Source organism: Intestinimonas sp. RTP31139st1_F5_RTP31139_211217 (assembly GCF_040226735.1).
Lineage (GTDB): Bacteria > Bacillota > Clostridia > Oscillospirales > Oscillospiraceae > Intestinimonas > Intestinimonas butyriciproducens.
Genome location: NZ_JBCOAQ010000003.1, coordinates 1 through 13,539 on the forward strand (window position 1 = coordinate 1; position 13,539 = coordinate 13,539).

Consider the following 13,539-nt stretch of genomic DNA (forward strand, 5'->3'; position numbering starts at 1 on the left):
GATTTCAACGGGTGTTCCGTTTGGTGGAGATAAGCGGGATCGAACCGCTGACCTCTTGAATGCCATTCAAGCGCTCTCCCGAACCATCGGGTATGCACCCCCTGATGGCTTGGGAAAGGGCTTGAATATCCCGCCCCGGCAATTGATGAGAGACAAGTTGCAGTATAGCATAGAAGGTATATGTTGTCAACTGGACATACCTTTACGATATGTACCCCTCGCCGTGGTCGTGGCGAGGGTGAGAGCTTATTGCGCCATGGGCAGTTCATAGGTAGCGCATTCGTCGATGCTGTCGATACCATTCAGGAACTGCTCCACATTAATGTTGAATTCAATCTTGACCCTATAGTCCCGGAACACCGAAACCTTCTTGATGATGTAGCCGCAGATCATTTTCTTGACCTCCATCGGGCTTTCATCAAAAATCTTGGACCAGGACACGATCCGGTTGAACTCGGCCTTCATCTCCTCGATCTTAGAGTTTCCATCATTCAGTTCTGCGGTAAGGGTCGTGATTCGTTCACTGGTGGACAGTACCTTCTGTCGGGTATCCTCCAGCATTTCAGTCAGCACATCTTGCGGCAGGGCGCTTTTCCCTTGGATCGCCTTCAGCACCTCGGACTTGAGGGATTCATATTCCTTATTGGCCTTGGTGTTTTCGGCTCTGGCCCGCTGCAATTCCGAGCGTATCATTGCCATCTGCTTTTGAACCGCACTTCCCACAATCATGTCGTTGGAAGCTCCCTGCATCTTGTCGAAGACCTGATGCAGCACCTCAGTGACGATCCCGTCCAGAATGTGCATTGTGTATCCAGTCTGTCCTGTACATTCCTGACGGCGCCGGGTCTTGTTGTAGCATACATAGCGAATACGCTTTTTATGGACCGGCGTCCCATCCGCAAGGCGGGTGGTTGTCCCGTTGGTAGTGAGCACCAGCCGGCCTCCGCAGTGGCCGCAGAAGATGTTCCCGGAAAGCAGGGATTGGCCTGCGGTATTCAGCGGTACTGTGCGCCGCTCTTTCCGCTCATTGGTCCGCTCCAGCATCAGTTTCTGCGCCAGGTCGAATTGGTCTGGGGCGATGATCTGGAGGGCCTCAAAGGGGCCGGCATAGGTTTCTCCGCTCCGAAGGATTCCCTTATAGAGCGGGTTGTGCAGGATGCCCCCCACACTGGCGTCGTGCCAGTTTTGTCCCTTCCGGTTTTTGATCCCGTGGTCGTTGAGGAAGTTGGCAAGGCGCCATCTGCCGTAACCGGACGAAATGCAGAGGTCAAACATCATCCGGACGACTCTGGCCTCGTCCTCATCAATGACCAGCATGTACACCTCATGTTTGCGCTTGTTGAGGATGCCGCTCTTTTCCAGCCGGTACCCGTATGGTGCGTTTCCACCGCGGAACCGGCCTTCCTCTACCATCTGGCCAAGGGCCGTTTTGGTGCGCATCGAAGTTTTCTGGCTCTCTCCATCGGCCTGCCAGAAACGGATATAGTTGGTCAGGCGGTCCGTGTGGGACTCAAACCGCTGCTCTCCTTCCTGTACGCTCCAGACGCGGACGCCCTTTTTAGTAAACCACTCCACAACGAAGGGTGTTTCATCTGACTTGCGGCCCAGTCGGTCGAACATGAAGACAAGCAGAATATCGAACTTGCCCTGCTCTGCATACTTCTTGATGAGCTGCAGTTTATCACGGTCATCGGCGCTGACTTTATAACCGGATACGCCAGTTTCCTGCTCCTCGCCCACGATGACCCAGCCCATTTTCGCCGCAAAATCGTGGCAGGCTTTTCTCTGCATAGGGATGTCTGCCTGGTTGTTTTCATCGTGATCGACCTGCTTGTTGGTGGAAACTCTGTATAAACAATAAACTCTTTCAGCCATTGATATCCGTCCTCTCATGTTTTTTGTGTGAGAGGGCGGACACCCAATTCATTCTATTCGATTATCAAGGTTCCCGGCTTTTGCCATACCCATTATCTCACACTACGGCCAGAATAGCCAGGGGAATTGATAATCTTTTTATAAACAAATCTGCAGTAAATGGGCTGGTGTGTTGGGTTATCCTGTACTTTGCTCAAAGTTTTTGGGCCTCATCAGTCTGCCAAAAGCGAATGTAGTCAAGCATGCGTTCTGCATCAACGCCGTCTATGATCTCTCCCTCATAGACGCTCCAAACATGGATGCCCTTCTTGGTAAACCACTCTGCGATGAATGGGGTTTCGTTGAGATTGCGTCCCAGCCGGTCATACATAAAGACCAGCAGGATATCAAACTCACCCTGCTCAGCAGCCTTTCTAATGCGCTTTAACTTAACAAGGTCATCAGTGCTGACTTTATAGCCGGACACGCCGATCTCCTGCTCCTCGCCAACAATGTTCCAGCCTTTTTTCTCTGCAAAATCGTGGCAGGCGTTCTTCTGCATGAGAATGCTTTCCTGATCCTTACCTCTGTATAAGCAATAGACTCTTTCAGCCATTTTACTGACCATCCCTTCATCAAATCTTCTGAATGCAAGACCTTCAGCAAGTCGTTCTATTTCTGGGGCATTGCATAGGCGCTCAGGAGAGCCTGCTTTACTAATACAGCAACTTCAGGATTTTCTTTTTCTGCAAAGCAGAGAGTGACCTTATAGCCCTGAACCGAGATATGCATTTCAGGCTTTTCTTCGTCGATTCTGAGTACCCTGTTCATAGTAATCCTCCTAAAAATAAAGCATCGGCTATCCTAAAAAGATAGCCGATGCTTTTCAATTTCTAATTGTAACTGCTTAGTGGCGATAGTCCTTTTACAGAGTAGGTTCGATTGACTGCATACCGATTTCCTGTACTTGGACGATATCCAATGTTGGCAGAGCCTTCAGATAATTCTCTACATTCCAGTATTGGACCCCATTTTCCATCTGCGCATCTTCGCCGCGGTACAGGATATAGCGCCCATGGATGGGACCAAACCGCCGTTCCGTCCTCTGGCATTTATCCTCATCGACGAGGTGCCGGTATTGAAAGGGAACCTGTTTGCTGCTGTGTTTGATTTCAAAGATCTCACAGGAGTTTTCTTTCTGGTCATAGATGACCATGTCAAACTCGCCAGCCTCAAACTGCAGTTTGAAAACACGGTGATCCTTGTCGGCCGCCTTCATGGTTTCCAGCAGCACAATATCTTCCATCATCCGGCCACGGACTTCTTCAAGGATGCGGCCCGTGATCTGCGTTTTATCATATTCGCTGAGCGCCGAGAACTGCTCATCCTTTAACAAGGAATGGATAAGGGCCTGGGCCTGACAATATCGCATTCCAGGCTGTGTGAAGAGAATATGTTCCACTGGTTCAATTCCGGGGTCCGCCGATTCAATGGGACAATCCACAATCAACTCCAACGCGGTAAGATATTGCTTAATCTCTATGATGTGAGCAGTTGTGATACCGATGGACTGCTCCTCCTTGTTCCGGATATCCAGCAGTTCCATCAAACGCTGGGTGACCGCCTCTGTATCAATGGCATCCAGCGCCTCTGTGCGCTTTTCGGGGTCACGCTCTTTCCGCAGATTTGCGGCAGTGAGCCGCAGGTCATGGGAGAGAAAATCATCGGTCAGCACTGAGATCAGGAATCGGTGGTTCATATCCTCTATGATCCGGTTGATGGCGCTGGTCAGCTCTCCAGCTTCATACAGAGAGTACAGGTGGCGGAAATGCCCGCCCGACTCGTAGCAGGCCAGGGAGTGCTGGATGTTCTTGCAGATTGCCGTGTCGATGTATCTTCGGGTGGACTCGTCATCCCGGAAGGATGCATCCTGAGCATTCACATCTTCATCGTCAAAGGCCAGCTCTCCGGCGCGTAGTGTGCCGCCATATCGGATGTACTCATCAATGCTGTCGATCCCGAGCAGACGGCTATACTCCCGATATGGGATGAAGGTCGTGTGGATGGACTTGGCCCGGTCATACAATTCTTCATCCATTGCCAGCCAGAAGCCCAGGGAGTCCGTACCAGACAGGACGATCTTCATTCCCATGGTGGCGAACACATCGGAAAAGAGGGCAGCCGAGTCAATAAAGTCTTCCATCAGCGTGACCTCGTCGATGAACACATATCGGAATCCCGCGTTAAACAACTTCTTGAGATCCCGGTTCATCATCGCCATATTGTCAGTCCTGCGGGCTTTGATGTATGCGATACGGCTCAAGTCCTCCTTTGTCATTCTGCCAATGGCCTGACGGAGCATGGTGTTTTTTCCAGTCTGGAGCAGGCCAAAGAGCAGACACACGCGGTCATGACTTCTGCCGTGGAGGTACATCTCCAGTTGCTCAAAGCAGTCGCGTGAGGCCAGTGCCTTTGATTTCTGCGCAACGGCAGCCAGTTCTTTGCCGATGGTTATATCGGTTTCGACACCTGATATTGATATGCTTTTCGGGCTGCTTCCACTCACTTATGCGTCACCTCCTCGCCAATCACGCCCTGATATGTTACCGCTTTCTCAATTCCATTCTTCCGCCAGAAGGAAGTCACGGATATTCCGGTGCTTGATCCCGTTCCTGCTCATGTCAAACTCGTCGAGGGATACGACATACTTGGGGAAATTGTCCTGGATGCCATCGTATGCACCGAACTCCCGTTTCACCGTATCTTCAGAGGCCAGCAGGTATGTTACCTGCACATAGAGTTTTTCTCCTCTTTTTTCGCATACAAAGTCAATTTCTTTTTCTCCTGCTCTGCCTACTGTGACAACATAACCCCGTCGCAGCAGTTCCATGTAGACAATGTTTTCGAGGATCAGGTTGATGTCCTTCATGTTCCCGCCGAACACAGCCTCCCGAATACCGTGATCCGCAATATAATACTTTTCGTTGGAGGCCAGTATCTGCTTGCCCTGCAGGTCCTGGCGCTTTACCTGATAGAAGAGATATGCGTCACAGCAGTACCGCACATAGTTCAGGATGGTTTCTGCCGCGACAGTCCGCTGCTCATTTTTGAAAAACTTAGCCAGAGAGGACGCTGAGAAAACTGTTCCGACATTTGCGGTCATATACGCAATGATGCGCTCCAGCAAATCAATATCCCGAATCTTGTTCCGTTTTACGATATCTTTGAGCTGCACAGAATTGAATAGATCTGTGAGATACTGCCGGGAGGGTTCTTCCTCATACCGGAGGTTGGCCAGATAGGGCATTCCTCCGGCCAGCAGATATTTTTGAAAGCATTGCTGGATCGAATCGCTTGGTGCAATTGTGTGGTACAGTTCCAGGAATTCAGCGAAGGAGAATGGGTAAATCACAAACTCCACATACCGTCCGCCAATATAAGTGGCCAGTTCACCGGACAGCAGTTTTGCGTTGGAGCCCGTAATGTAGATATCGCAGTCCAGCGCCACTCGCAAAGAATTGACGCACTTTTCCCAGCCCTCTACTTCCTGGATCTCGTCAAAAAACAGATACGCTTTTCCCTCGATGCCCTCTGCCCGTTTTATGATCTCATCGTGCAGAGCCGTTGCGGTCTGCAGATGGGAGTACCGCATATCTTCAAAATTGATTGAGATCATCTGAGACGGGGCAACACCAGCCTCCGCCAGTTCCTCTTTGATCAGTTCCAGCATCACCGACTTACCGGAGCGGCGAATGCCGGTCATTACCTTAATCAGTTCGCCCCCAATGAAGGGACGGATGCGGTTCATATACAGTTCTCGTTTGATCATGATTGGAACGCCTCCTTTCTATCGTTGACCTCAGTATATCCCATTTACAACTGAAAATCAACTGATATAATCTAATTTTATCAGTTATAACTTATAAAATTAGTCGTATGTTGGCGCAAACACTGTACACAGCTTTTCAATTTCTCTCAAAGAAGCCCCCGAATGCACTCACTTTCCAGTTCAACGATGTCGCCTATCGGTATCCTTAAGCCATCAACCAGAATCAATACCTGATCCGCCTCATGGATTCTTTTCAGCCTCCCGGTTGATACGATATACCGGCCGCCGTCTTTCTTTGCGTCGGGCTGGAACCAGGTCACCGTGATTTCCGGCCGCTCTTTGATCCGCTCCAACAGCAGTTGCTGTTTTGAGTCCAAGGCAGCCCTGGCATCCTCGTCCAGTTCCATGCGCTGGTCGGTCAGCCGGGCCGTTTCCACAAGGGCGGCGCTGTGGCCGGACAGGGCCGCAAAGGGTGCGAACTGGGCCGCACGGTCTGAGAGCGGCATCCTCGGGTGCTTGGCTGAGGTAGGATGCGGCAAGTTGATGATATCATCGTATGGTCCGGTCATGCTTTGTGACCTCCGATTTGGTTGTTTCTCTCCCTGGCTGTGGCGCCGTCCTCCAGATTCAGTCCTTTGAGGATGGCATTCTTGCCAAAACGCTTTTTGATGTCCAGCATGGTTTCCTGGAGTTTTCTCTCCCGTGCATGGGCAGTGTCAGCCTCTTTTTTCTGCTTTTCCTTTGCCGAGTAGTCCGTAAACAGGTCAATCTGCTCCGGCAAATCCTCCGGCACAGAAGACTCGTCCAGCAGGTGATTGGCGCAGAGGGTCAGCCGGCGGGCCAGCAGGGTTTTATCTACGATCCGGTCATACAGGCTGGTGGCTGCCTTGAGCAGCTCCTCGCCGGAGGAAGTATATCCGTCCAGATTGACTGTACCATGAGCATGCTTGGGAATTTTGCGCCCATAGCGGTCCGTGGTGACCTCTCCGGTGTAGACTGTACCCTTGAGGTTTTCGATGTCATAGCCTACTGTGAGGACCAGTTGGTTGGTCGCAAGCCGCTTATCTACCAATTCCAGCGCCAGTGCATCGGCCATCTCCTGGATGACCAGCCTTGCCTTTTCAAATGGGTATGGGTACTGCAGAATCTGCCCGGAGACGATGCTCTTGTTTTCTGGTTTGTATGCCTTAATGTCCGCAATGGTGCAGGGTTCCCAGCCCCAGGCATGGTCGATGAGCAGTTCTGCGTTGACACCAAACAGTTTATAGAGCAGTTCCTCGTTGTGATAATCTGTAGGCTGCCCGATAGAACACCGGGCAATATCTCCCATGGTGTACAGGCCGTTGGCTTCCAGCTTGGCGGCATAGCCTTTTCCCACCCTCCAGAAGTCGGTGAGCGGACGGTGGGTCCAGAAGGAGCGGCGATAGCCCATCTCATCCAGTTCTGCGATGCGGACGCCGTATTCATCGGCGGGGACATGCTTCGCGCCAATGTCCATGGCGACCTTGGCCAGATACAGATTCGTCCCAATGCCCGCCGCAGCGGTGATACCGGTCGTCTGCAGAATGTCGAGGATGATTTTCCGGGCAAATTCACGGGCCGACAGATGGTAGGTCTGCAGGTAGCTGGTGGCGTCGATGAACACCTCATCGATGCTGTATGGGTAGATGTCCTCCGGCGCCACATGCTTGAGGTAAACACTGTAGACGCGGGTGCTCCAGTCAATATAGTGGGCCATCCGGGGTGGAGCCACGATATAGTCGAGGGCCAGGGAAGGATTTCGCCGTACCTCCGGGTCGTGAGAGGAAGCGCTGGTGAACTGCCGGCCAGGGGTATTCCGCTGCCGTTGGGCATTGACCTCCTTGACCCGTTGGATCACCTCAAACAGCCTGGCTCGACCGGAAATGCCATAAGACTTCAGGGAAGGTGTGACCGCCAGACAGATGGTCTTTTCAGTGCGGCTCAGGTCCGCCACCACGAGGTTGGTGTCCAGTGGATTCAGCCCACGCTCGATGCACTCCACACTTGCGTAAAACGATTTTAGATCACAGCAAATGTAGGTTCGCTCCTTCATGCTTCGGTCACCCCTTCCTCTTTATCTTCCGACGCATTTTCAAAGCCATTATAGCACATTTGTTCTGGTTGTTCTATTGTGAAAAAACACCATCTTGTACCCATTGGAAAACCAGCACAGAATGCTGTGATTTCTAAAGCGATATGCCTCCATCTTTCTGCCGCAACTGTAAAAGAGAGCCGCCAGTCTGGAAACCGGCGGCTCTCTTTTGTCAGTCATTTTTTCTCTCTGCTTGTTCCTCCAGGGCAAGGAAATGGTCGAAGTCGCTTTCAAACATGCGATCCTGCACAATCCGGTATTTTTCAAACTCGCTCTCTGCGAAGGCTTTGGCGATCTCATGCGTCACCCGGCCGGTGTCGTGGAGGATCTCATGCTCATTGAATTCCAGGAAGCGATTCAGCCGCTGTGACCAGTCCTGCATGGTCATAGGGATATGGCGGCCTGCCTGGTATTCCGCATAGTCCAGGTACATGGTCACAATGCGTTCCAGCGCCTGCAGTTCCTCTCTGGAAAGATAGTTCTTAGCAATGGACACATCATACTTCTGTATTTTTCCGTTTGGATACTGCTCCCAGGAAGTTAAGCCCATGTGAGGTTTTTCAGCGTTGGCTCGCTCCACAATCAACTCCGCCGCAGTATGACGGTGGATCGCCCAGTGGAGTTTGTTCTGTACCTCGGAAAAAAACAGGCGTGTGGTTTTGGCTGATTTATCATAATCCAGAGCCGTGGCGTAGATGTCGGTGATCTTTTGGTAGAACTTGCGTTCAGACATCCGAATCTCCCGGATCTGCTCCAGAAGGTGGTCGAAGTATTCCTTGGTAAGTACACTACCCCCGTTTTTCAACCGGTCACTGTCCATGGCCCAGCCCTGAATGGTGTAGTCCTTAACGATGGTATTGGCCCACTTGCGGAACTGGACCGCCCGGTCATTGTTGACCTTGAATCCAACCGCAATGATCATCTGCAGATTGTAGTGCTTCACCTGGCGGCTAACCTGACGGGAGCCCTCAGTTTGAACTATCCGGAAATTCCGGATAGTTGCCTCCTCTGTCAGCTCACCATCCTCATAGATCTTCTGGATGTGCTCATTGATTGTCCGAACATCCACATCATAGAGAGCCGACATCATCTTCTGGGTCAGCCAGATATTCTCATCCTCATAGCGCATTTCCATGCTCTCTGTACTGTCACCGGTAGCGGCCACAAAGGTCAGGTATTCCGCTGCGCTGGATCGGATCGCCTGTTCTTGTTTATCGTTCCGCACTGCAACGCCTTCTTTCTTCTGTATCAATTCCATATTGGGCCAGCAGTTTCCGAGCTTCGGCTTCTCCCTCCGGTGTGATGAGGGCGGGATAGGTTCGCCCGGCAGCGTTGATCAGCCCTTCCTCTGAAAGTTTGTTCAGCAGGTCGTGATCATAGCCCTTCCAGCATCGGCGGACAAGGGGATACTTTTCCAGTTCCTTTTTCTTGACCGCCCGCATTTCCGGTGTATCCCGTTCCTCCCAGGAGGTCAGGTACATCAGCATGAGGGTCAATTCCCGAATGGTTTTCTTCTGTTTTTCCGGCATTAGCCTGTCCTCCAATCTTTTTGACTTACTACCATCATATCACAGGACGGGCTGTTCGTCTATTCCACAATCATTCCGGGATATACATCGGACCACTCCGTATGCGTCATTACTCCGCTGCTGGGAGCGCAGTGGGCGAGAACGCAGTCCGCTGTCCAGTTGACCCATTCCGAGTTCACCAGAGCCTCTTGGTATTCCTCAGTCCAGCCACGGACTGTATTATGGACTTATTACATCATCATTCCTGTACATATTTCTTCGCCTGTTTCATCTTCCGCACCCATCATTCCTATAAAAGAGGACTCCATATACTCGTCATAAGCCCGTGCGTATCTCTCGTACTTCTCACCGCCGGTTTCTTTCAGAACGGTTTCATCAAATGTCCATAAAGGGTAGGAGCAGAACCCACTTTCTTTGTAGAGCCCAGTATCTTTAGCAAATCCACGATTGAGCAGCTGCGGCGCAAAGGGACAGTTGTTTATATCGACATATGCACTGTTTTTCAAGCCAATAAATTCTTCAAAAGATTTTGTAAGAATAGCGAACTGTTCTTTCTCATCTGCTCCTTGGATAGGCATATCAAGAACAATCGCAAGGCCAGGCAGTTCTTTGCCCATAAAATCATAAACCGTGTACAATTCCACCCTCGGCTCCAATATAACGGGCGTCTCAAAATAATCTTTAATTTCAAATGTCATTTTTTCCTCCTGATAACAAAATATCACCTATGCTCTACCATATATGTAAAATCGCTTTTTCCCTTTGTGTAGCCTATCTCTTTGCTCATTTGGCGTCTTCCACTCCGTTCAGAATAAAAGACCAGGGAATGCTGGTTACCCACTCCCTGATCCATTGCGATTAAAAACCCAGTTCAGATATCTTTTCCCACTGGAGGATGTATTTCTGATCTATGATTCGATTCTCATGGTAATGGCCGAAAAACCAGTAGGCGAATTTACACCGCTGGCTGACCATTTCAAGAAAGTCCGTCAGTTCATCCGTTCCATAGGATGGATTGATCTCCTGCACCACACCGCTGGGAGCGCAGTGGGTGAGAACACAGTCTACCGTCCAGTTGACCCGTTCCAAGTTTGCCAGGGCTTCTTGGTACTCCTCCAAGCTGGGCATCTCCTCCTCCCACCAGCTCACGCCTTTGACCCGGAACATGGACCGCATCCGGCGCATCAGCCAATACTGGCGCTCGAAGTCCGGAGCGGCGGGATCAAGGATTCCATCCTGAATATCATGGGAGGCCGCACCGCCCATTGTGAACCAGGCGAGGCCGCCGAAGTCGAAGACCTGTCCCCGCATAAGGTGCAGGACATGCTCCCGCACAACATGGACCCGTCCGCCATTCCATTCTTTTTCTGGTAGAGTGTTCAGCAAGTCAAAATTCTCATGGTTCCCATCCACGAACAGGGTGGTGAAGGGCTTCTTGTTCAGCCAGTCCAACCAATATTGATCTTTCTGGCTTCCATCCCACAGTCCTCCAAAATCACCCGCGATGACCACATAGTCCCCCCGGCTCATCTCCTTCTGCTGTGGGAAGTATTTGCTCCCAAAGCGTTGGAAGTCGCCGTGAGTATCACCCGTAATATAAATTGCCATTCCATCGCACCTCGATTTACAGGGTCATTTGCTGCTGCCCTGGCAGTGGGGAGCTAATTTCTGCATCGGTTGCCGTGCGGACACCAGGACCGTTCCTGGTTTTCGTTGTCACCAGCAGGCCATCTTGAACAAGCTGCTCCATCAGTTCGCCCACGAAGCGGTTGGCAAGATTATGCTTGCCTTCTTTATCACAGAGCCTGTGTACAGAGAACTTTTGAGCGACATTTAAAGCAACCGGGCCTGTGATATACAGGTTTTTCCGTTTTGTCCGGCACCGTTCCAGAATTTCATGTGTGATCTCCTCGCGCTTGGTCTCCAACTGTGCCAGATATTCCTCATCGGTAATATCCCAATACCTCTCGTAGCAGTCGAAGCCATAGCAGCAGAACGATTTCGCATCCTTCAGTAGTTCTTGGATGGCTGGGATCTCGTCCATCTCTATAATACCACTAAAGTTCATCGGATGCAGTATAACTCCTGCCAGCCTTTCGTAACGGTATCAGATGTGCTGTCCCCACCGGGCTGTAGATCCCAGCCCGCACTCTGGAACAGGCTGCGGCTTTCTTCATGAAATTTGGCGGCGTCAGTCTCAGCCGGCCAGCCGGAATCGAACTGATAGCGGCTGCGAATCCGGAAGTAAACTTTTCGGTACTCCACTCTTGCTTCACCTCGTTTTCCTATTCCCAAGTGCTTTTTCAAACAATACCACAAGTAAGGCGGCAACATCTATTCACCAATACCAACAGAATAAATGTTCATAAATTGACCTATTCTACCGATATCCTTCCACCAGACCGACGCTGACCCCAAGCGCCCAGTCAATCTGTTTCATCTCGGAGGTGTCCAATGCTCCAACGCGCTCTCTGAGCCTGGACTTATCAATAGTGCGAAGTTGCTCCAAGAGGATAACGGAACCACAGCTCAATCCATTCGCTTGCCTATTCAAACAAACATGTGTAGGCAGCCGCGGTTTTCCCATCTTGCTGGTGATGGGGGCTGCGATCACTGTGGGGCTGTGGCGGTTGCCTACATTGTTCTGCAGAATGAGTACCGGACGGATACCACCTTGCTCAGACCCGATGACTGGCCGCAGGTCAGCATAGTAAATGTCACCACGGCTGATTTCCTGTCTGCAATATGTTTTCACAGAATACACCTCCTCAGCATATTGGGCTTAATATCACAAAAATAGGGACCGCCTCCGCATCTCCCGCATCTGGTTGGAATGGCTGCTCATACGGCATGTTCCGGTCAGTAAACGGGTTTTGGACAGAAGCGATCCCCATAGCTTCTGATATTAAGACTTCACATTTGTGTTGTCTTTCTTTGGCGCTTGTATTCGACACTACTTCCCCAAGCGCAGGAGCCTGTGCCATTGGCATCAGCTCCATAGGGCGACCATCTGAACCGCGGCTGGCTTCACCGCGTCATGGGACTCTCACCCCCGGCAGGATCTCTGTCGGCCGCCCTCATTGCTTGATCCCCATTTCGGTGGGGGCTGTGACTGGACGGAAGTATCATTATCCCTGGCGGAGTCATTGCGATACAGCTTGCCACAGGCTGTTTTTTGGACGGATGGACCCGCTTAGCACCTTATTTGGCCGTCGTTGATAGAGGGGAAATCCGTCAGGCTGTCATAACCGAACAAAAATGTATAGGTGACTTCGTTTGCAGCCTGTACCAGAACCTCTACAGATGGTTTTCGCGCATCCTCCAGCGTCGCTTGCCCCTGTTCAGCAGGGGCCCCGTCAGGAAAGTATTCAGACAATCGGATATTCGGTTTTCAAGGAACAAGTGAGAAGCATTTCCTTCTCGCTTGTATAGGGGAAGGTGTCGGCATTTTAATAACCCTCCAATTTCAATTTTCTAAAAGTTTTTTCAAAGACTTGAGAATACGGACTTTCCGTTTATGCACTGCAGGCTGTGAAACGCCAATCTCTCTTGCATAGTCAAGTTCACTTTGTCCCTTAAAAAACAACCCCTGTACCAATGCCTGATCCGCAGCAGGCAACGCTGAGATCGCTTGGTACAGGGCCTCTTTCTTTATTTGTTCAAGGATGATGTGTTCCGGAGTGTTGATGGCGTCAATAAACTCCCGGAAATTTTCATAGGCGCCATCCTGACTTCCGATCATCCCACTCGTCTGGATCTCATGGTCAAAAAAGCTCTGATCATTGTCCTTGATATTCCACCGGGTTCTGCAGTAAGTGCGATAGACCTCCTCTGTCACTATGACTTCCTCATATTCCTGAGTGCAGGTGTTAAAAACAATAAGGGTAAACTTCCCGTTGGATTCCATGTGCCTTTCCTCCAAATTTCAAGATTTTGATGGCGAATCAAAATCTTGAAATCAGGGGTACTTGGCGATATAAGCCTCCCAGCCCATGCCGGCCCTCCCAGTGCCGGGCAGAAAAATAGCCGGGGACGCATTTCTGCATCCCCGGCCGATCCCCGCCGCCATATTGCGGCAGGAATACAGAGGGCCGGGACACTTTACAGCGTCCCGGCCCTTGTCAGCTGGTCCTATTCATTTTTGCGCATACCTGCCACTGTACTGAGTATAGCAGAGGCAAAGTCGGAAGGGAGTAGGGATTTCGTCGGTTTTT

Annotated in this window: 15 protein-coding genes and 1 tRNA gene; all 16 read right to left on the reverse strand. The window is 50.9% G+C overall.

Annotated elements, in window-relative coordinates:
* Positions 1 to 21: 21 nt before the first annotated feature.
* Positions 22 to 102, reverse strand: a tRNA-Ala gene (locus tag ABUA09_RS03385).
* Positions 103 to 246: 144 nt separating this feature from the next.
* Positions 247 to 1,875, reverse strand: coding sequence for a recombinase family protein (locus tag ABUA09_RS03390; protein ID WP_110440919.1), 1,629 nt, complete (start codon positions 1,873 to 1,875; stop codon positions 247 to 249).
* A 193-nt stretch (positions 1,876 to 2,068) separates the two neighbouring features.
* Positions 2,069 to 2,482, reverse strand: coding sequence for a recombinase family protein (locus tag ABUA09_RS03395; RefSeq protein WP_006873632.1), 414 nt, complete (start codon positions 2,480 to 2,482; stop codon positions 2,069 to 2,071).
* 44 nt (positions 2,483 to 2,526) lie between these two features.
* Positions 2,527 to 2,685, reverse strand: a complete 159-nt coding sequence (locus ABUA09_RS03400) for a hypothetical protein (RefSeq protein ID WP_007487984.1) — start codon at positions 2,683 to 2,685, stop codon at positions 2,527 to 2,529.
* Positions 2,686 to 2,779: 94 nt separating this feature from the next.
* Positions 2,780 to 4,420, reverse strand: coding sequence for an AAA family ATPase (locus tag ABUA09_RS03405; RefSeq protein WP_110440920.1), 1,641 nt, complete (start codon positions 4,418 to 4,420; stop codon positions 2,780 to 2,782).
* A gap of 48 nt (positions 4,421 to 4,468) precedes the next feature.
* A complete protein-coding gene (locus ABUA09_RS03410) occupies positions 4,469 to 5,683 on the reverse strand; it encodes an ATP-binding protein (RefSeq protein WP_006873635.1) in 1,215 nt (404 codons plus the stop codon).
* 146 nt (positions 5,684 to 5,829) lie between these two features.
* Positions 5,830 to 6,252 carry a YolD-like family protein gene (locus tag ABUA09_RS03415; RefSeq protein ID WP_007487987.1) on the reverse strand — a complete coding sequence of 141 codons (423 nt, stop codon included), beginning with the start codon at positions 6,250 to 6,252 and terminating at the stop codon, positions 5,830 to 5,832.
* Positions 6,249 to 7,757, reverse strand: a complete 1,509-nt coding sequence (locus tag ABUA09_RS03420; RefSeq protein WP_009259947.1) for a Y-family DNA polymerase — start codon at positions 7,755 to 7,757, stop codon at positions 6,249 to 6,251. Before ABUA09_RS03420 ends, ABUA09_RS03415 begins: the two co-directional genes overlap by 4 nt.
* A 211-nt stretch (positions 7,758 to 7,968) precedes the next feature.
* Positions 7,969 to 9,021 carry a virulence RhuM family protein gene (locus ABUA09_RS03425; protein ID WP_009259948.1) on the reverse strand — a complete coding sequence of 351 codons (1,053 nt, stop codon included), beginning with the start codon at positions 9,019 to 9,021 and terminating at the stop codon, positions 7,969 to 7,971.
* Positions 9,008 to 9,325, reverse strand: coding sequence for a DUF6429 family protein (locus ABUA09_RS03430; RefSeq protein ID WP_009259949.1), 318 nt, complete (start codon positions 9,323 to 9,325; stop codon positions 9,008 to 9,010). Before ABUA09_RS03430 ends, ABUA09_RS03425 begins: the two co-directional genes overlap by 14 nt.
* A gap of 230 nt (positions 9,326 to 9,555) precedes the next feature.
* Complete coding sequence (locus ABUA09_RS03435; RefSeq protein WP_009259950.1) at positions 9,556 to 10,023, reverse strand: DUF4313 domain-containing protein; 468 nt, start codon at positions 10,021 to 10,023, stop codon at positions 9,556 to 9,558.
* 160 nt (positions 10,024 to 10,183) lie between these two features.
* Positions 10,184 to 10,933, reverse strand: coding sequence for a metallophosphoesterase family protein (locus ABUA09_RS03440; RefSeq protein ID WP_009259951.1), 750 nt, complete (start codon positions 10,931 to 10,933; stop codon positions 10,184 to 10,186).
* A 16-nt stretch (positions 10,934 to 10,949) separates the two neighbouring features.
* Positions 10,950 to 11,393, reverse strand: coding sequence for a hypothetical protein (locus tag ABUA09_RS03445; protein ID WP_009259952.1), 444 nt, complete (start codon positions 11,391 to 11,393; stop codon positions 10,950 to 10,952).
* Positions 11,390 to 11,590, reverse strand: a complete 201-nt coding sequence (locus ABUA09_RS03450; RefSeq protein ID WP_009259953.1) for a hypothetical protein — start codon at positions 11,588 to 11,590, stop codon at positions 11,390 to 11,392. The genes ABUA09_RS03445 and ABUA09_RS03450 overlap by 4 nt, the downstream gene beginning before the upstream one ends.
* A 115-nt stretch (positions 11,591 to 11,705) precedes the next feature.
* Complete coding sequence (locus tag ABUA09_RS03455; protein WP_009259954.1) at positions 11,706 to 12,080, reverse strand: type II toxin-antitoxin system PemK/MazF family toxin; 375 nt, start codon at positions 12,078 to 12,080, stop codon at positions 11,706 to 11,708.
* 711 nt (positions 12,081 to 12,791) lie between these two features.
* Positions 12,792 to 13,232 carry a sigma-70 family RNA polymerase sigma factor gene (locus ABUA09_RS03460; RefSeq protein ID WP_009259955.1) on the reverse strand — a complete coding sequence of 147 codons (441 nt, stop codon included), beginning with the start codon at positions 13,230 to 13,232 and terminating at the stop codon, positions 12,792 to 12,794.
* Positions 13,233 to 13,539 lie beyond the last annotated feature (307 nt).